Source organism: Burkholderia ambifaria AMMD, from assembly GCF_000203915.1.
In the GTDB taxonomy this organism is placed as follows: domain Bacteria; phylum Pseudomonadota; class Gammaproteobacteria; order Burkholderiales; family Burkholderiaceae; genus Burkholderia; species Burkholderia ambifaria.
In genome coordinates this window covers 1,072,313-1,091,015 of record NC_008390.1, presented here as the reverse complement: position 1 = coordinate 1,091,015, position 18,703 = coordinate 1,072,313, and the positions used below count along the sequence as shown (strand labels likewise).

The following is an 18,703-nucleotide window of genomic DNA, read 5'->3' as shown; positions in this document are numbered from 1 at the left end:
TTTCGACGTCAGACGCGCTTGAACACCAGCGTGCCGTTGGTACCACCGAAGCCGAAGTTGTTCTTCACGGCCACGTCGATCTTCATGTCCCGCGCGGTGTTCGCGCAGTAATCGAGATCGCACTCGGGGTCCTGGTTGAAGATGTTGATGGTCGGCGGCGACACGTTGTTGTGCAGCGCCAGCACCGTGAACACCGACTCCAGACCACCCGCGCCACCCAGCAGGTGGCCCGTCATCGACTTCGTCGAGTTCACGATGAGCTTGTACGCGTGCTCGCCGAATGCCGCCTTCACCGCGTCGGACTCGTTCTTGTCACCGAGCTGCGTCGACGTGCCGTGCGCGTTCAGGTACTGGACCTCGTCCGGGTTCACGCCGGCGTCGCGCAGGGCCGCGACCATGCAGCGGCGCGGACCGTCCATGTTCGGCGCGGTCATGTGGTATGCGTCGCCCGTCATGCCGAAGCCCGAGACTTCCGCATAGATCTTCGCGCCGCGTGCCTTCGCCGCCTCGTACTCTTCGAGCACCATCACGCCGGAACCCTCGCCCAGCACGAAGCCGTCGCGGTCCTTGTCCCACGGACGGGACGCGGTGGCCGGATCGTCGTTGCGGGTCGACAGCGCCCGCGCGGCCGCGAAGCCGCCGATGCCCAGCGGCGACACCGTCGATTCGGCGCCGCCCGCGACCATCACGTCGGCGTCGCCGGCCTGGATCAGGCGTGCCGCGAGGCCGATGCTGTGCAGGCCGGTCGTGCAGGCCGTGACGGCCGCGAGGTTCGGGCCCTTCAGGCCGAACATGATGCTCAGGTGACCCGAGATCATGTTGATGATCGAACCCGGCACGAAGAACGGCGAAATCCGGCGTGCGCCGCGATCGACGTAGGTCTGGTGCGTGTCTTCGATCATCGGCAGGCCGCCGATGCCGGAGCCGACCAGCACGCCGATGCGTTCCGCATTGGCTTCGTTCACCTCGAGGCCGCTGTCCCGGATTGCCTGGACGCCGGCTGCGATGCCGTAATGGATGAACGTGTCCATGTTGCGGGCTTCCTTCGCCGGGATGTATTCCTCGGCGCTGAAACCCTTCACCTCGCCCGCGAAATGCACGGCGAGGTTCGACGGATCGAACTTCGTGACGGTGGCGATGCCGGACTTGCCGGCGACGAGATTGGCCCAGCCGTCGGCAACATTATTGCCAACGGGCGAAATCAGCCCCAGGCCTGTAACGACAACACGACGGCGGCTCACGGTAACCTCTTTTCCATTGGATGACAAAAACAAAAGCCACAGTGGCCCCAGGAACCAGCCCTGCGAGCCCTGCGGCTGTTAGTCCGTCCGGCGCGAATGCCGGCAGGATGGCGCGTCAATCGCGAAGATCGCGGCGACGTTGCGGACAAACGCGAAAGGCGCTTATGCCTTGACGTTTGCGCGAGCGTAGTCGATCGCTTGCTGAACCGTCGTGATCTTCTCTGCTTCTTCGTCCGGGATTTCCATGCCGAACTCGTCTTCGAGCGCCATCACCAGTTCGACCGTGTCGAGCGAGTCAGCACCCAGATCGTTCACGAACGATGCTTCGTTCTTGATCTCGGCTTCCGCGACGCCCAGTTGCTCAGCGACGATCTTCTTGACACGTTGTTCGATGTTATCCATTACCCCTCCGAGGGAAAGTTCAGATTTACAAGTGCGCGCATTTTATCAGGTTTGCTGACGCCAAAACGCGCGTTGGCTTGATGGTCGATCCAGCACCGATCCGCCTGAAAAACGGGATACGGCGCGGATGGTAAACGAAAACCGTTACGACATGTACATGCCGCCGTTCACGTGCAGCGTCGTGCCGGTGATGTAACCGGCCTGCGGCGATGCGAGGAACGCGACGGCATGGGCGATGTCTTCCGGGCTGCCGAGTCGGCCGAGCGGAATCTGGGTCTTGAGCGCGGCCTGCTGTTCTTCCGGCAGGGTCTTCGTCATGTCGGTGTCGATGAAGCCCGGCGCGACGCAGTTCACCGTGATGCCACGGCTGCCGATTTCGCGCGCGAGCGCGCGGGTCATGCCCGCGACGCCGGCCTTCGCGGCCGCGTAGTTGGCCTGGCCCGGGTTGCCGGCCGAACCGACCACCGACGTGATGTTGATGATGCGGCCGCCGCGGGCCTTCATCATCGGCCGCAGCACCGCGCGCGACAGGCGGAACACCGACTTCAGGTTGGTGTCGATCACCGCGTCCCAGTCCTCGTCCTTCATGCGCATCGCGAGCTGGTCCTGCGTGATCCCGGCGTTGTTCACGAGCACGTGGAGCGCGCCGAATTCCTTCACGGTCGCGTCGATCAGCGCTTCGGCGGCCGCCGCGTCGTTGACGTTCAGCACCGCGCCTCGGCCCGTCACGCCCGCTTCCGCGAACCTGGCGGTAATCGCGGCGGCGCCCGATTCGCTCGTCGCGGTGCCGATCACGGTCGCGCCCAGGCGCGCGAGTTCGAGCGCGATCGCACGGCCGATGCCGCGCGATGCGCCGGTCACGATCGCGACCTGTTTATCGAGAGTCTTTTCCATGAATCGAATATCCGTCTCTTGAGGAAAGGCGCCGCGTCAGGCGGTCGCCAGCTTCAGTGCTTCGTCGAGCGAAGCCGGATCGAACACCGAGGCGCCGACCAGGTTGCCGTCGATGCGCTTCGTGAGGCCCGCCAGCACCTTGCCCGGACCGCATTCGATCACGTGCGTGACGCCCGTGCCCGCGATGTGCTGCACGCATTCGACCCAGCGCACGGGGCCCGCGGCCTGGCGCACCAGCGCGTCCTTGATCGCGGCCGGATCGCTGACCACCGCGACGTCGATGTTGTTGACGACCGGAATCTGCGGCGCCTTCACGTCGACGCTCGCGAGATAGTCGCGCAACTGGTCCGACGCCGGCTTGAGCAACGACGAATGGAACGGCGCCGACACCGGCAGCGGCAGCGCGCGCTTCGCGCCCTTCGCCTTCGCGATTTCGCACGCCTTCTCGACGGCCGCCTTCGCGCCCGCGATCACGACCTGCGCCGGCGCGTTGAAGTTCACGGCTTCGACGACGCCCGCTGCCGCGGCTTCGGCGCACACCGCGCGCACCGTATCGTCATCGAGGCCCAGGATCGCGGCCATGCCGCCCTGGCCGACCGGCACGGCCGTCTGCATCGCCTGCGCACGGAAGCGCACGAGCGGCACCGCGTCCTTGAACGCGATCGCGCCTGCCGCGACGAGCGCCGTGTATTCGCCGAGGCTGTGGCCCGCGACGATCGACGGCGCCGGGCCGCCGGCCTGCTGCCACGCGCGATAGCACGCGTAGGCGGCCGTCAGCATCACCGGCTGCGTGTTGGTGGTCAGATTCAGCTCTTCGGCCGGACCTTCGGCGATCAGCTTGCCGATATCCTGATTGAGTGCATCGGATGCTTCCTGGAGCGTCTCGCGCACGACGGCCAGATCGGCGAATGCGTTGAGCATGCCGACCGACTGCGAGCCCTGCCCCGGAAAAACGAATGCAAATTTCATATCGTCCCCAATTGAATCGATTCGAACGGCGCGCGCGAACGGCGCGCCGGTTTGGGAGCCGCGCGCGGCAGTCGCGCGCCGCGGATCAGAAGCGGAAGACCGACGCGCCCCAGGTGAAGCCGCCGCCGACGCCCTCGATCAGCACGTGCTGACCACGCTTGATACGACCGTCGCGCACCGCGGTGTCGAGCGCCAGCGGGATCGATGCAGCCGACGTGTTGCCGTGCTGGTCGACCGTCACGACCATGCGCTCCTGCGGCAGGCCGAGCTTGCGGCAGGTGCTGGTCATGATGCGGATGTTGGCCTGGTGCGGAATCAGCCAGTCGACCTGCTCGGGGGCGAGATTCGCCTTCGCGAGCGCCTCGATCGCGACCTTTTCGAGCACGTTGACCGCGAGCTTGAACACGGCCTGCCCGTCCATGTACAGGAACGCGCTGCCGTCGATCACGCCGCGATTGACGTTGCCCGGCGTGCAGAGGATGTGCGAATAGCTGCCGTCCGCGTGCAGCGCGCTGCCGAGCACGCCCGGCTCTTCCGAGGCGGACAGGATCACCGCGCCCGCGCCGTCGCCGAACAGCACGCAGGTGGTGCGGTCCTTGAAATCGAGAATGCGCGAGAACGTCTCCGCGCCGATCACGAGCGCCGTACGGTGCTGGCCGCTGCGGATGAAGCTGTCGGCCGTCGCCATCGCATAGGCGAAGCCGGAGCACACGGCCTGCACGTCGAATGCCGCGCCGCCGTTCCTGATGCCAAGCTTGTTCTGCAGCAGGCACGCCGTGCTGGGGAACACGAAATCCGGGGTCGAAGTCGCGACAATGATCAGATCGATCGACTGCGGATCGATGTCGGCCGCCTCGATCGCACGACGCGCCGCTTCGAGCGCGAGATCGCTCGTCGTGACGTCCGGTGCGGCGAAATGGCGCGCATGGATGCCCGTGCGCGCAACGATCCACTCATCGCTCGTCTCGATACCTTCCTTCGCGAGACGGTCGGCGAGCTGCTGGTTCGTGACGCGGTCGGGCGGCAGGTAGCTGCCCGTGCCGAGCACGCGGGAATAGAGAGTCGATTGGGCCATTTATGCTTTAGAGGATTGCGCAGCGGAAGGTTCAGCGTGATGGCCTGGGGCCGGGCTCGCCGTGCCCGCGCCGCCCGCGTCGTGTCCGCCGTCGCCGAGCGACACCGAATTGTCTGCCATCGCGCGCGCGAGGCGCTCCAGCACGCCGTTTTTGACGGCATCATAACCCCGTTTGATCGCCCACTCAAACGCGTAGGCATCGGCCGAACCGTGGCTTTTGATCACGAGGCCCTTCAGCCCCAGCAGCGCCGCGCCATTGTACTGGCGATGGTCGACGCGCTTCTTGAAGCGCATCAGCACCGGCAACGCGAGCAGCGCCATCAGCTTCGACATCAGCGAGCGGCCGAACTCCTCGCGGATGATGTCGGACAGCATCTGCGCGAGCCCCTCGGACGTCTTGAGCGCGACGTTGCCGACGAAGCCGTCGCAGACGATCACGTCGACCGTACCCTTGTAGATGTCGTTGCCTTCGACGTTGCCGCGGAAATTCAGCGTGCTGGCGCGCAGCAGTTCACCCGCGCGCTTGATCGTTTCGTTGCCCTTGATGACTTCTTCGCCGATGTTCAGCAGGCCGATCGTCGGACGCTCCTTGCCCTCGAGCGCGGCGACGAGCGCGTGCCCCATCTCCGCGAACTGCAGCAGATGCTGCGGCTCGCAGTCGACGTTCGCGCCGAGGTCCAGCATCATCGTGTAGCCGGTCGGGTTCGGCAGCGCGAACGCGATCGCGGGCCGCTCGATGCCGGGCAGCGTCTTGAGCACATAACGGGACACGGCCATCAGCGCGCCGGTGTTGCCGGCGGAGATACAGGCCTGGGCCGCGCCTTCCTTGACCTGGTTGAGCGCGACACGCATCGAAGAATCCTTCTTCTTGCGCAGCGCGACTTCGACAGGGTCGTCCATCGCCACGACTTCGGTGGCGGGCACGATGGTCAGCGCGGGATCGTCGAGGGCTTTCAGCTTTTTCAGCTGAGCGCGGATCGCGCTTTCGATGCCGACGAGCATCAGGTGCGCATCAGGATGCGCGCGGACGAACTTGACTGCCGCGGGAACGGTCACGGACGGGCCGTGGTCGCCTCCCATGCAATCGATTGTGAGCTTTACGGTCATGGAATGCGACGAATTTCAGGCACAAAAAAGCGGCAGTTGAATGCCGCCTTTTTGTTGCGCCAGGAAAGTGTCAAGCGAACCAGTTGTCACGCGAACGGCGAGCGTAGCGCGCAACGCGTGACTTGACGCTTAGTCGTTCTTCGTCTTGACGACTTTCTTGCCGCGATAGTAGCCGTTCGGGCTGACGTGGTGACGCAGGTGCACTTCACCCGTGCTCGGCTCAACTGCCAGCGGCGTTGCCGTCAGGAAATCGTGCGAACGATGCATGCCGCGCTTCGACGGCGACTTCTTGTTTTGCTGGACTGCCATGACTAACTCCTAATTGATTTTCCGGATTCTAACACAGCCCGATCCGGCGCTTAACTACCCTGGCCCAAAGCCTTTACGCCTTCCCGCGCCACAACTGCTTAGTGTTTCTTGCTGCCGTCCCCGTCCTTCTTCAACGCTTGCAGCGCTGCGAACGGATTCGGCCGTTTGCCTTCGTCCTCGTCTTCGGCGGACTCGTCGTCCGCCTCTTCCGAAGGACCGCTCACACCCGACACGAGGCTTTCGTGAACTGCCGGGCAAACCTCGTGCTTGGGCACGAGCGGCAACGAAAGCAGCAATTCCTCTTCGATCAAGTCGACGAGATCGAACTGGCGTGTGCCCACGATCACATCGGCTTCATCGTCGTCGAGCGGAAATTCTTCAGCTTCTTCTTCGGTCGCAACGACCCGGTACGTCATGTCGACGTCGAACGTCTCGTCGTACGGAGTCATGCAGCGCTGGCACGTGAGCCACGCATGGCCGTGCACCGCGAGTCGCAGATACGGCTGCTGCCCATCGGCGCCGTCGTCCTGCAACTCCTTCTGGGTGAACCCTTCGGCCTGCCACGTGAAGACCGTGTCGCGATCTGGCGCGTCCACCGGCACTTCGTTTAACATGCGCGGCAGTTGCGACAGACGCACCGCACCCGCTGCCTGCCGCCCGCTGCGGGCGAATTCGAACAGGTCGACTGCGTGCGGATCAAGCGATGCCGCCGGCTTGCCAGAAGAAGTGTTCATGTTGCGCTCCTGCCTACAGGCTGACTTGCGGGATCCGGCTTGCTGGCGCCGCCCACGGACGTGATCTACGCCACGTACGATTACGTAACTTTACTTCCGAAGACCCGGCAGGCGCCACCACTGCGAAAGCCTGCCGACGAAAAGCGGGAAAGCATACCTGTTTTACCTTTTGCGGTCAATCACTTATGCTTGCGCCCTCGCAACGCCGCGCCACACCTGACGATTCACCGACCCAATCGACCATGCCGCATACCGTTTGCCGCCCGCCGCGGCTGATTCTCGCCTCCAGTTCCCGCTACCGCCGCACGCTTCTCGAGCGCCTCGGCCTGCCGTTCGACGTCGTATCGCCCGACCTCGACGAAACCCCGCTCGCGGGTGAAACGCCCGCCGCGACCGCACTGCGTCTCGCCGGCGCGAAGGCGCGCGCGGTCGCCGCGACCATCGACGCGCCGGACGGCGTGCTCGTGATCGGGTCGGACCAGGTCGCGACGTTCGACGGCCTTCAGATCGGCAAGCCGGGCACGCATGAACGTGCGCTTGCGCAGCTGCTGTCGATGCAGGGCCGCGACGTCGAGTTCCACAGTGCGCTCAGCCTGTACGACAGCCGCACGGGCGAAACGCAGAGCGAGGACGTCGTCACGCACGTGCGCTTCCGTTCGCTGCCCGAAGCCGAACTCGATGCATACCTGCGCGCGGAAACGCCGTACGACGTGGCCGGCAGCGCGAAGTCCGAAGGGCTCGGCATCGCGCTGCTCGACGCGATCGACTCCGACGACCCGACGGCGCTAGTCGGCCTGCCGCTGATCGCGCTCACGCGGATGCTGCGCACCGCGGGCTATCCGCTGTTCACTACCCACGGAGACCGCGCATGACCGCCGGCACGCTTTATCTCGTCCCGAACACGCTCGGCGAAGGCGACGAATCGATGCTCGCCGCCGTGCTGCCCGCGGCCGTGCAGGCGCGCGCCGGCACGCTCGGCTATTACATCGGCGAAAACGCGAAAACGACCCGCGCGTTCCTGAAGAAGATCGGCACCACGCGGCCGATCCAGGAAATCGCGATCCGCGAACTGAACGTCAACACGCCAGCCGGCGAGATCGACAAGCTGCTCGCACCGGTGCTCGCGGGCACGGACGCCGGGCTCGTGTCCGAGGCCGGGTGCCCCGCCGTGGCCGACCCCGGCGCGCTGCTGGTGCGCCGTGCGCATGAACGCGGCGTGAAGGTCGTGCCGCTCGTCGGGCCGAGTTCGATCCTGCTCGCGCTGATGGCGTCGGGCCTGAACGGCCAGAGTTTCGCGTTCAACGGCTATCTGCCGGTCGATGCGGCCGCGCGCGCGAAACGCCTGCGCGAGCTCGAGCAACTGTCGCGCAAGGGCCGCCAGACGCAGATCTTCATCGAGACGCCGTACCGGAACCAAGCGATGCTCGATACGCTCGTCGCGACCTGCGCGCCGTCGACGCAGATCTGCGTCGCGGCCGACCTGACCCTCGAAACCGAGACGATCGCCAGCCGTTCGGTGGCGGACTGGAAAAAGGCGCCTGCGCCGAATCTGCACAAGCGCCCCGCCATCTTCCTGCTGCTCGCGAACTGACGCGCCGGCACCTAGAGCCGCTTCGCGGCACGGGGCGCGCGGCTGCGTTCGCCGCAGCGCGGGCCCGCGCTCAGCGCAGGCTGAACGACGTGCCGCCCGCGGCGAGCGCCTTCATCGCGGCACCGCCGACCGCCGCGCCGAACTTGCGCGCGACGCGGTTCGTCAGGCTTTCCTTCACCGTGTAGTCGACGAGATCCGGCGCCTTCAGCACGTCGCGCGCGACCGTGTCGGTCGTGCCGTAGCCGTCGGCGAGGCCAAGCTCGACGCTCTTCTCGCCCGTCCAGAACAGACCCGAGAACATGTCGGGCGTTTCGTGCAGCCGCTTGCCGCGACCGTCCTTCACGGCCTTGATGAACTGCGCATGGACCTGGTCGAGCAGTGCCTGCGCATGGGCGTCCATCTTCGGCGTCTCGGGCGAGAACGGGTCGTAGAAGCCCTTGTTTTCGCCCGACGTGTGCAGACGGCGATCGACGCCGAGCTTGCCCATCAGGCCCGTGAAGCCGAACCCGTCCATCAGCACGCCGATCGAGCCGACGATGCTCGCCTTGTCGACGAAGATCTTGTCGGCGGCAGACGCAATGTAATAACCGCCCGATGCGCACATGTCGGTCACGACGACGTACAGCGGCTTGTTGGGATATTTCGTGCGCAGCCGGCGGATCTCGTCGTAGACCATCCCGGCCTGCACCGGGCTGCCGCCCGGGCTGTTGATCCGCAGCACGACGCCGGCCGCGCCGTCGTCGTCGAACGCGGCATCGAGCGCCGTATTGATGTCTTCGCCGTTCGCGTTGGTGCCTGCCGCGATCTCGCCGTCGATCGTCACGAGCGCCGTGTGGCGCCCGGTCGACGCGAACTTCGCGTCGTTCGAGAAATCGATCAGCGCGAACGCGAGCAGCAGGAACACGCCGAGGAACGCGAAGCGGAAGAAGATCTTCCAGCGCCGCGCCGCACGCTGTTCCTTGACGGCCGCGAGCGCGATCCGCTCGAGCGCCGCGCGCTCCCAGTTCGGCTCGCGGCTGTCGGGACGGGACGAGGAATCAGGGATATTCGGTTGGTCGGCCATGCAGTGGTGTCGTCAGTCGGTCGTGGCGGAAGGAGTCGAAGCGGCGGGACGCAGGTCGGCATCGGGCACCCAGAATACCGCACGGCCGTCGGGCATGTCGCGCTCGTCGACCTCCACCGGCCGCAGGCGGCCGCCGCGGCACGGGCCGCCGACGCACTTGCCGGTGTCCGGCGCGTAGATCGCACCGTGCGTCGCGCACATCAGGTAGAGGCCCGACGACTCGAAGAACTGCCCTTCGGCCCAGTCGAGCTCCATCGGCACGTGTGCGCAGCGGTTCAGGTAGCCGTACGCACGTCCGTCGTAGCGTACGAAGAACACGACCGCCTGCTCGCCGCGCAGCGTCGCTTCGACGCGCACGCCGGCGCCGCCGTCGGTCAAGGCGTCCGACGCGCACACGCGCACGGCTTCCGGCGCCGCGCTCATGCGTGCTCCCGCAGCCATGCCGCCAGCGCGACGACGTCCGGCGCGACGAAGCGCGGCGTCAGCGCGGCCAGCGCCTCGGCCGTATGCGCGCCGTAGGAGACGCCGACGCCGGCCGCCCCCGCGCTCGCCGCCATCTGCAGGTCGTGCGTGGTGTCGCCGATCATCACGGTACGCGCCAGATCCTGCCCCAATTCGCGGGACAGTTCGTGCAGCATCGCCGGGTGCGGCTTCGAGAACGTTTCGTCCGCGCAGCGCGTCGCATCGAACAGGCTCGTCAGCTTCGACTGGTCCAGCACGCGATTCAGCCCGACCCGGCCCTTGCCGGTCGCGACCGCCAGGAGGTAACCCGTATCGCGCAATTCCGCGAGCAGTTCGCGCACGCCGGCGAACAACTCGATGCGCTGGTCGTCCAGCAGGTAGTGAAAGCGGTAACGCTCGGCCAGCCGCGGATAGTCGGACGGATCGAGGGTCGGTGCAGTAATGCGCAGCGCATCGCGCAGCCCAAGGCCGATCACGTAGCGGGACGCCTCGTCCGACGGCGTGGGCAGGCCGAGATCGCGGCACGCGGCCTGGATGCTGTGCGCGATGTGCGCAGTCGAATCCATCAGCGTGCCGTCCCAGTCGAAGACGATCAGGTCAAATTGCTGTCGGGCCATGCGAGTCATGCGTTATCGCGCAAAGCGCTGAGTTGATCGAGGAAGCGCCGGCACTCGTCCGGCAGCGGCGCGTCGAACTGCAGCGGCTCGCCGGTCAGCGGGTGCGCGAGCTTCAGCCGGTGCGCATGCAGGAACATCCGTTTCAGCGACGGCTGCGCGTTCGCGCGCGCCAGCGCCTTGTTCAGTGCGAAATCGCCATACTTGGCGTCGCCGGCGATCGGCAGGCCGAGATGCGCGAGGTGCACACGGATCTGATGGGTCCGGCCCGTTTTGAGTTCCGCTTCGACCAGCGCGTAATCCGGCCAGCGCTCGAGCAGGTTGAACACCGTGTGCGACGGCAGGCCGTCGTCCTGCACGCGCACGCGCCGCTCCCCTTCCGCGGTCGAATACTTGAACAGCGGCGCCTTCACCGCGCGGCGGCGGCCCCAGTCGGACTGCCACTCGCCGTGTCCGCACGCGAAGTAACGCTTGTCCATCCGGTTTTCGCGGATCTGCTCGTGCAGGCCGACGAGCGCCGTGCGCTTCTTCGCGAGCATCAGGATCCCGGACGTCTCGCGGTCGAGCCGGTGCACGAGTTCGAGGAATTTCGCGCGCGGACGCGCCTGGCGCATCTGCTCGATCACGCCGAACGCGACGCCGCTGCCGCCGTGCACCGCGACGCCGGCCGGCTTGTTGATGACGAGCATCGCATCGTCTTCGTACAGCACCTCGAACTGCGCGGGCGGCACGATCGGCGTGTCGGCGCGCGCTAGATCGGCCGCCGCCACCCGCACGGGCGGCACGCGGACGATGTCGCCGAACGCGAGGCGGTACTGGGCATCGACCCGACCCTTATTCACGCGCACTTCGCCGCTGCGCAGGATCCGGTAAATATGGCTTTTGGGCACGCCTTTGCAGACGCGCAACAGGAAGTTGTCGATCCGCTGACCGGCCGAGTTTTCGTCGATCTCGAGCATCGATACCTGGCCGCTTGCGACTGAATTCTGGGATATTTTGCCTAACTCATTCATACTGAATATAATTTTGCCCAGCCTGACGTTGAGGGTGGCCTGACAGGCCGGCCCCGGCTGAATCGGGCAAGGCGCAAGCGCAAACCGCTATTTTACTTGCGCCGGGGGTCCGCTGCTCGCCCCTAATCAAAGAGATGCAGCAAGTTGCACGCACGGCGCCGCCCGTCGGCAAGGATCGCGCCCACAGGCGGATTCGGTCGGCAAGGCGCCGCGGTAACGGAAAGTTGGTTGAAAAGAATTTGATCGGTAGCCCGACGGCGCGAAGTGCGTCCGCAGGCTGCCGGTTGCGAAAATTACGGCGTTGCGCCTGATTTGGCCCCGCGAAGGTGCGGGGCTTGGCGACGTCAAACCAGGGAAGTACACCCCAAGCGGGAAAGTCGGGTTGGATTCGATACTCCCCGCTGCGGCCCAAGCCGCAGCATCTGCCGCCCGTCGGCGCGCGCGACGTATTGTGCGCGCCCGTGGCGATGCCCGGACTCAGGCTTAGCGCGCTTGTGCAGCGTGCGGTGTGTGAACGCCGTGCTTTGAAACCGTATTCGCAGGTGCCCAACGGCCGCCGGCCCCGTCTTTCGGGCCCAAGCGCCTCTTCAGGCAATTCTCCCCGCCATCCTTCCCGCTCCAGCGTGCTTGTGACAACACAACAAGGTGCGGCCTGCCGTCGTTCCCGCCTTCGCGACTGACAACCGCGAGGCGCCGGCAGCGGAGCCGCCTGGAGTCGTTCATGAAACGCATGCTGTTCAATGCGACGCAGCAGGAGGAGCTGCGCGTCGCCATCGTCGATGGGCAAAAGCTCATCGACATCGACATCGAGACAGCCGGGCGCGAACAGCGCAAAGGCAATATCTACAAAGGTGTCATCACCCGTATCGAGCCGTCGCTCGAAGCGTGCTTCGTCAACTACGGCGAAGACCGCCACGGCTTCCTGCCGTTCAAGGAAGTCGCCCGCCAGTACTTCAAGGACGGCATCGACATGCGCTCCGCGCGCATCCAGGATGCGCTGCGCGAAGGCCAGGAACTGATCGTTCAGGTCGAGAAGGAAGAGCGCGGCAACAAGGGCGCCGCCCTCACGACCTTCATCTCGCTCGCCGGCCGCTACCTCGTGCTGATGCCGAACAATCCGCGCGGCGGCGGCGTGTCGCGCCGGATCGAAGGCGACGAGCGCCAGGAACTGCGCGAAACGATGGCGCAGCTGCAGATTCCGGACGGCATGAGCATGATCGCCCGCACCGCGGGCATCGGCCGCAGCGCCGAGGAACTGCAGTGGGACCTGAACTACCTGCTGCAGCTGTGGCGCGCGATCGAAGCGGCGTCGCAAAGCGGCAATGCCGGCCAGCCGATGCTGATCTATCTGGAATCGAGCCTCGTGATCCGCGCGATCCGGGACTATTTCCAGCCCGATATCGGCGAAATCCTGATCGACACGACCGAGATCCACGATCAGGCCCGTGCGTTCATGGACATCGTGATGCCGGACAACGTGTCGAAGGTGAAGCGCTACCACGACGACGTGCCGCTCTTCTCCCGCTTCCAGATCGAGCACCAGATCGAGACGGCCTACTCGCGCACGGTGCCGCTGCCGTCCGGCGGCGCGATCGTGATCGACCACACCGAAGCACTCGTCGCGATCGACGTGAACTCGGCGCGCGCGACCAAGGGCGCGGACATCGAGGAAACGGCGACCCGCACGAACCTCGAGGCGGCGGACGAAGTGGCCCGCCAGCTGCGACTGCGCGACCTCGGCGGCCTGATCGTGATCGACTTCATCGACATGGAGTCGGCCAAGAGCCAGCGTGAGGTCGAGCAGCGCCTGAAGGACGCGCTCAAGCACGACCGTGCGCGCGTGCAGATGGGCAAGATCTCCCGCTTCGGGCTGATGGAACTGTCGCGCCAGCGCCTGCGTCCGGCGCTGTCGGAAGGCAGCCACGTGACGTGCCCGCGCTGTAACGGCACCGGCCACATCCGCGATACCGAATCGTCCGCGCTGCAGGTCCTGCGGATCATTCAGGAAGAAGCGATGAAGGAAAACACCGCGGCGATCCACTGCCAGGTGCCGGTCGAGGTGACCGCCTTCCTGCTCAACGAGAAGCGTCAGGAAATCAACAAGATCGAGTCGCGCTTCAAGGTCGGCATCGTGCTGATCCCGAACAAGCACCTCGATACGCCGCACTACAAGCTCGAGCGCCTGCGCCACGACGACGCGCGCCTCGACGATCCGCGCGCGTCCTGGAAGATGGCCGAGGAAGCCGCCCGCGAACTGGAGTCGGAAACCGGCTACAGCAAGCGCACGGCCGACGTGAAGCCGAAGCAGGAAGCGGCGGTCAAGGGCATCACGCCCGAGCGCCCGGCGCCGAGCGCGGCACCGCAGCGCCCGGCCGAGCCGGTTGTGGCGGCGCCCGCCCCGGTCGCCGTGGCAAGCAACGGCGGCTTCATCGGCTGGCTGAAGGGTCTGTTCGGCATGTCGCCGGCTCCGGCGCCCGCGCCGGTTGTACCGGCACCGGCGAAGGAACAGGCTGCCCGCCCGGCCCGCGAGCGGACCGAGAAGACCGAGCAGCGCGGCGGCGATCGCAACCGCAACCGCCGTGGCGGCGCCCAGCAGGCTCAGGGTGGCCGCGACCAGGCAGCGACGGGCCGTGGCCAGTCGCAACGCCAGGAACGCGAAGGCAAGGAAATTCGCGAGCCGCGTGAACCGCGTGAACCGCGCGAGGGTCGTGAACCGCGTGAAAGCCGCGAGCCGCGCGAAAGCCGTGAGGGTCGCGAAGGTCGTGAGGGCCGTGGCCCGCGCGAAGGCCGCGAACCGCGCGAGCCGCGTGAAAGCCGTGAGAGCCGCGAGCCGCGCGAGAGTCGCGAACCGCGCGAGCGCGTCGAGCAGCCGGAAGCCGTCGAGGCCGGCGGCCGCGGCGAGCGCCAGGAACGCGGCGAACGTCGCGAGCGTGGTGAGCGCCGCAAGCCGGTGCAGCACGCGGCGACGCTCGAGACCGTCAACCGTGGCGAGAACCATCCGGAAGCGGAAGCAGACCAGGCAGTCGCAGCGCTGCCGGGCGCCGATATCGGTGCCGACGCGGAAGCCGGCGCACGTGACGGCGAGGAACGTCGCCGTCGCCGCCGCGGCCGCCGCGGTGGTCGTCGCGAGCGCGAGGACGATGGTTCGGTGGTCGAGCACGCCGAGCAAGGTGCAGATGGCGAAGCCCCCGTGCACGCCGTGACGACGGAAGCCCCGAACGCGGTCGAGCCGGCCCGTGCGGCCGCACCGGTCGCCGTGGCGTCCATGGCAGCCGTTTCGGCAGCAGGCGCCGCAGTTGCGGAAGCCGAAGTCGAGGAGCGTGCCGAAGCGGTCGCACCGGCCGCGGTCGAGTCGCAAACGGCACCCGTTCGTGTCGAAGCGACGCCGGTCGCACCGCTCGAGCCCGCCCCGGTCGCACCGGCAGCCGAACCGGCACCGGTCACGCCGGCCGCTGAATCGGAAGCCGGCCCGGCTCCGGTCGCGGTTTCGCCGACCGATGCGTTCGAAGTGCCGGCCGCACCGGCTGCCGTCGAAGCGCCGCAGTCCGCGCCCGTCGAGCAAGCCGCACCGGCACCAGTCGTCGCAGCTGAAGTCGCTCCGGCACCCGTCGCGCCGGCACCGGTCGCTCCGGTTCACGTCGCTCCGGTTCACGTCGAACCGGCTCGCGTCGAAGCCGCACCGGCTCCGGCTCCGGCTCCGGCTCCGGCTCCGGCGCCCGCCCAGCCGGCCGCCGCGCCTGCTTCGGCGAGCCTCGATGCCGTGCTGGAGCAAGCCGGTCTCGTGTGGGTGAACACGGACGCCGACAAGTTCCGCGCTGCCCAGGAAGCCGCGTCGCGCCTGCCGCGTCCGGCCCGCGTGCCGCGCGAGCGCAAGGCGCAGCCGCCGGTCGACCCGACCCCGATGCAGCAGGTCGAAACGCACCGCTAAGCGGCGCATCGCACGACCAGGAAAAGCCCGCCTCCGGCGGGCTTTTTCATTTCCGCGCTGCGGGTTTCCGCCCCCCGGCCCGGCCGGCCGCTTGCGGCTAAAATAGAGGCCTGACTCGCACTTCTTTCAACATGTCCCGACGCATCATTCCCCTCGCCGACGTCAGCGGGATGCCGGATATCTCCGGCGTCGCGCATACCCCCGACGGCGCGCTGGCCGACAGGTTCGCCAGGCCGCTGCGCGACTTGCGCATCTCGGTGACGGACCGCTGCAACTTCCGCTGCGTGTACTGCATGCCGCGAGACGTGTTCGACAAGGACTACCCGTTCCTGCCCCACAGCGCGCTGCTCACGCACGAAGAGATCGAGCGGGTGGCGCGGCTGTTCGTCGCCCACGGCGTCGAAAAGATCCGGATCACGGGCGGCGAGCCGCTGCTGCGCAAGAACCTCGAATTCCTGATCGAGCGTCTCGCGCGCCTGACGACTCACGACGGCCGCCCGCTCGACCTGACGCTGACCACCAACGGCTCGCTGCTCGCGCGCAAGGCGCGCGCGCTGAAGGACGCCGGCCTCACGCGCGTGACGGTCAGTCTCGACGCGCTCGACGACACGCTGTTCAAGCGCATGAACGACGCCGACTTCGCGAGCGCCGACGTGCTCGACGGCATCTTCGCCGCGCAGGCCGTGGGCCTCGCGCCCGTCAAGGTCAACATGGTCGTCAAGCGCGGCACCAACGACAGCGAAATCCTGCCGATGGCCGAGCGCTTCCGCGGCACCGGCGTGATCCTGCGCTTCATCGAATACATGGACGTCGGCACGTCGAACGGCTGGAACATGACCGAGGTGCTGCCATCCGCGGACGTCGTCGCGCGGATCGCCGAGCGGTTCCCGCTCGTGCCGCTCGACGCGCATACGGCGGCGGAAACCGCGCAGCGCTGGGGCTATGCGGACGGCGGCGGCGAGATCGGCGTGATCTCGAGCGTCACGCAGGCATTCTGCGGCGACTGCACGCGCGCCCGGTTGTCGACCGAAGGCAAGCTGTACCTGTGCCTGTTCGCGTCGACGGGCCACGACCTGCGCGCACTGGTGCGCGGCGGCGCCAGCGACGCCGAGATCGCGACCGCGATCGCCCGGATCTGGCAGGCCCGCACCGACCGCTATTCGCAGCTGCGCGGCAGCGCGGCCGCCGACGCCGCGCCCGAGGGCGCCGGCAAGCGCGTCGAAATGTCGTACATCGGCGGCTGACGCGCGCCGCCCCACCCGACTTCCCGCGATGTCCGCTTCCCCGTCGCCCTCCATCACCGGCCTGCTGCTCGCGGGCGGTCGTGCCACGCGCATGGACGGCGCGGACAAGGGCCTGCAACTGCTCGACGGTACGCCGCTCGCGCTGCACGTGCTGCGCCGGCTCTCGCCGCAGGTCGACGAAACGCTGATCAGCGCGAATCGCAACGCCGATCGCTACGCCGAGCTCGGTGCGCCTTTCGACGCGCGCATCGTGGCGGACGAAACAGCCGATTTCCCCGGCCCGCTCGCGGGCCTGCTCGCCGGCATGCGGGCGGCGCGCGCCCCGCTCGTCGCGTGCGCGCCGTGCGATACGCCCTATTTGCCGGCCGACGTCGTCGCGCGGCTGCACGCGGCGCTCGACGCGCAGCAAGCCGACATCGCGATGGCCGTGACCGTCGACGCGCAGCACGCGCGTTCGCCGCAGCCGACCTTCGCGCTGCTGCGCACGTCGCTTGCCGACGATCTCGCCGCCGCGCTCGCGGCCGGCGAGCGCAAGGTCCGTGCGTGGTACGCACGCCACAAGACGGTCGAAGTCGAGTTTCGCGACGAGCGTGCGTTTTACAATGCCAATTCCTGGCATGAACTCGCCGCGCTTGCCCGCCGCTGACGGCGCCGGCATCCGTTCCCGCCCGCCGCATGCGCCTTCGCGCTCAGGCGCCCTCCGCGCGCCACCGGCCACGAACCCGATACGCCTTGCGGCGCAGTCCGACTGATGATCACGCAATCCTCGCCCGCCTCCCGAACCGCACCCGATTCCGCCGCCCCGCTGTCGCTCGCCGACGCGCAGGCGCTCGCGTGCCGGTTCGCGGTGCCGGTCGACGCGTGCGACACGGTGTCGCTGCATGACGCACTCGACCGCGTGCTCGCGGTCGACGTGAACGCGCCGTTCGACATTCCCGCGTACGACAACTCGGCGATGGACGGCTACGCGTTCGACGGCGGCGCAGGCGCGCCGGCAGCGGCCGCCGATATCGCGCTGACGGTCGCCGGCACGGCGTTCGCCGGCCATCCGTTCGACGGATCCGTGACGGCCGGCGCGTGCATTCGCATCATGACCGGCGCGCCGATGCCGGCCGGATGCGACACGGTCATTCCGCAGGAGCGCGTGCGCGTCGACGGCGATGTGATCCGCTTCGCCGCACACGACGTCGCACGCGGCGCAAACTGCCGCCGGGCCGGCGAGGATCTCGCACGCGGCGCCTGTGCCCTCGCCGCCGGCCGCATCCTGCGCCCGTCCGATCTCGGCCTGCTCGCATCGTTCGGGTTGCGCGAAGTCTCGGTGCGCCGCCGCGTGCGCGTCGCCGTGTTCTCGACCGGAGACGAACTGCGCGAACCCGGCGAGCCGCTCGGCCCCGGCTCGCTGTACGACAGCAATCGCGCGATGCTGGTCGCGATGCTCGAAAGGCTGCACATCGACGCGCTCGATCTCGGCATCGTCCGCGACGATCCGGCCGCGCTCGAACGCGCGCTGCGCGATGCCGCCGACGCACGGGCCGACGCGGTGATCACGTCGGGCGGCGTATCGGCAGGCGAAGCCGATTTCACGCGCGACGTGATGGCGCGGCTCGGCGACGTGACCTTCGCCAGCCTCGCATTGCGACCCGGCCGGCCGCTCGCGTGCGGCACGCTTTCGCGCGCGGGCGACGGCGCCGCCCCGGTGCTGTTCTTCGGGCTGCCCGGCAACCCGGTCGCGTCCGCCGTGACGTTCTACGCGATCGTGCGCCCCGCGCTGCTGACGCTGGCCGGCGCGCACACGCCGCCGCCGGCGACGTACACGGCGCTCAGCACCGTGGCATTGAAAAAGCGTCCGGGCCGCACCGAATATCTGCGCGGCATCGCGACGCGTGCCGCCGACGGCCAGTGGCACGTCGCGCCGGCCGGTTCGCAGAGTTCCGCATCGTTGAGCGGTCTCGCGGCCGCCAACTGTTTCATCGTCCTGGGCCACGATTGCGCGACAGTCGACGCGGGCGCCCCGGTCGACATCCTGCCGCTCGACGGCCTGATCTGAATTCCAATCG

18 protein-coding genes are annotated in these 18,703 nt (G+C 67.6%); 6 read left to right on the top strand and 12 right to left on the bottom strand.

From position 1 onward, the window contains the following. Positions 1–8: 8 nt before the first annotated feature. The 8 genes from fabF to BAMB_RS05060 all read right to left on the bottom strand — a co-directional run bounded on the left by fabF (position 9) and on the right by BAMB_RS05060 (position 6,731). Positions 9–1,241 carry a beta-ketoacyl-ACP synthase II gene (gene fabF, locus BAMB_RS05095; protein WP_041491126.1) on the bottom strand — a complete coding sequence of 411 codons (1,233 nt, stop codon included), beginning with the start codon at positions 1,239–1,241 and terminating at the stop codon, positions 9–11. A gap of 162 nt (positions 1,242–1,403) precedes the next feature. Continuing rightward, entirely contained in the window at positions 1,404–1,643 is a 240-nt protein-coding gene (gene acpP, locus BAMB_RS05090; RefSeq protein WP_004197638.1) for an acyl carrier protein, read from the bottom strand. 144 nt (positions 1,644–1,787) lie between these two features. Continuing rightward, positions 1,788–2,537: a 3-oxoacyl-ACP reductase FabG gene (fabG, locus tag BAMB_RS05085; protein ID WP_011656345.1), complete on the bottom strand. Its 750-nt coding sequence runs from the start codon at positions 2,535–2,537 to the stop codon at positions 1,788–1,790. A 36-nt stretch (positions 2,538–2,573) separates the two neighbouring features. Beyond that, positions 2,574–3,506, bottom strand: coding sequence for an ACP S-malonyltransferase (gene fabD / locus BAMB_RS05080; RefSeq protein ID WP_011656344.1), 933 nt, complete (start codon positions 3,504–3,506; stop codon positions 2,574–2,576). An 85-nt stretch (positions 3,507–3,591) separates the two neighbouring features. Next, positions 3,592–4,581 (bottom strand): beta-ketoacyl-ACP synthase III, encoded by a 990-nt coding sequence (locus BAMB_RS05075; protein ID WP_011656343.1) that lies wholly within the window; start codon positions 4,579–4,581, stop codon positions 3,592–3,594. Continuing rightward, positions 4,582–5,688, bottom strand: coding sequence for a phosphate acyltransferase PlsX (gene plsX / locus BAMB_RS05070; RefSeq protein WP_011656342.1), 1,107 nt, complete (start codon positions 5,686–5,688; stop codon positions 4,582–4,584). 129 nt (positions 5,689–5,817) lie between these two features. Continuing rightward, entirely contained in the window at positions 5,818–5,997 is a 180-nt protein-coding gene (gene rpmF, locus BAMB_RS05065; protein ID WP_006759765.1) for a 50S ribosomal protein L32, read from the bottom strand. A gap of 98 nt (positions 5,998–6,095) precedes the next feature. After that, the gene (locus BAMB_RS05060) at positions 6,096–6,731 is read right to left on the bottom strand and encodes a YceD family protein (protein ID WP_011656341.1); all 636 of its coding nucleotides are present in this window, start codon (positions 6,729–6,731) and stop codon (positions 6,096–6,098) included. A 242-nt stretch (positions 6,732–6,973) separates the two neighbouring features. Between BAMB_RS05060 and BAMB_RS05055 the strand changes: the two genes are divergently transcribed. Both BAMB_RS05055 and BAMB_RS05050 read left to right on the top strand, forming a co-directional pair. After that, positions 6,974–7,603 (top strand): Maf-like protein, encoded by a 630-nt coding sequence (locus BAMB_RS05055; RefSeq protein WP_006759763.1) that lies wholly within the window; start codon positions 6,974–6,976, stop codon positions 7,601–7,603. Further along, the gene (locus tag BAMB_RS05050; protein WP_011656340.1) at positions 7,600–8,322 is read left to right on the top strand and encodes an SAM-dependent methyltransferase; all 723 of its coding nucleotides are present in this window, start codon (positions 7,600–7,602) and stop codon (positions 8,320–8,322) included. Before BAMB_RS05055 ends, BAMB_RS05050 begins: the two co-directional genes overlap by 4 nt. A gap of 70 nt (positions 8,323–8,392) precedes the next feature. On the opposite strand, the gene BAMB_RS05045 is transcribed toward BAMB_RS05050, so the two are convergent. From BAMB_RS05045 to BAMB_RS05030, 4 genes are read right to left on the bottom strand one after another with little or no spacing between them, the layout of a single operon-like run. Beyond that, positions 8,393–9,385 carry a S49 family peptidase gene (locus tag BAMB_RS05045; RefSeq protein ID WP_011656339.1) on the bottom strand — a complete coding sequence of 331 codons (993 nt, stop codon included), beginning with the start codon at positions 9,383–9,385 and terminating at the stop codon, positions 8,393–8,395. Positions 9,386–9,397: 12 nt separating this feature from the next. Continuing rightward, positions 9,398–9,808: a Rieske (2Fe-2S) protein gene (locus BAMB_RS05040; protein ID WP_011656338.1), complete on the bottom strand. Its 411-nt coding sequence runs from the start codon at positions 9,806–9,808 to the stop codon at positions 9,398–9,400. After that, the gene (locus BAMB_RS05035) at positions 9,805–10,464 is read right to left on the bottom strand and encodes an HAD-IA family hydrolase (protein ID WP_041491125.1); all 660 of its coding nucleotides are present in this window, start codon (positions 10,462–10,464) and stop codon (positions 9,805–9,807) included. The genes BAMB_RS05040 and BAMB_RS05035 overlap by 4 nt, the downstream gene beginning before the upstream one ends. A gap of 5 nt (positions 10,465–10,469) precedes the next feature. After that, on the bottom strand, positions 10,470–11,474 hold the full coding sequence (locus BAMB_RS05030; RefSeq protein WP_011656336.1) for an RluA family pseudouridine synthase: 1,005 nt from the start codon (positions 11,472–11,474) through the stop codon (positions 10,470–10,472). Positions 11,475–12,195: 721 nt separating this feature from the next. Between BAMB_RS05030 and BAMB_RS05025 the strand changes: the two genes are divergently transcribed. The 4 genes from BAMB_RS05025 to moeA all read left to right on the top strand — a co-directional run bounded on the left by BAMB_RS05025 (position 12,196) and on the right by moeA (position 18,693). After that, complete coding sequence (locus tag BAMB_RS05025; protein WP_011656334.1) at positions 12,196–15,402, top strand: Rne/Rng family ribonuclease; 3,207 nt, start codon at positions 12,196–12,198, stop codon at positions 15,400–15,402. 131 nt (positions 15,403–15,533) lie between these two features. After that, on the top strand, positions 15,534–16,646 hold the full coding sequence (moaA, locus tag BAMB_RS05020; protein ID WP_011656333.1) for a GTP 3',8-cyclase MoaA: 1,113 nt from the start codon (positions 15,534–15,536) through the stop codon (positions 16,644–16,646). Between the two features lie 28 nt (positions 16,647–16,674). Then, positions 16,675–17,292 (top strand): molybdenum cofactor guanylyltransferase MobA, encoded by a 618-nt coding sequence (gene mobA / locus BAMB_RS05015; RefSeq protein ID WP_011656332.1) that lies wholly within the window; start codon positions 16,675–16,677, stop codon positions 17,290–17,292. Between the two features lie 105 nt (positions 17,293–17,397). After that, positions 17,398–18,693: a molybdopterin molybdotransferase MoeA gene (gene moeA, locus BAMB_RS05010; protein WP_011656331.1), complete on the top strand. Its 1,296-nt coding sequence runs from the start codon at positions 17,398–17,400 to the stop codon at positions 18,691–18,693. Positions 18,694–18,703: the final 10 nt, after the last annotated feature.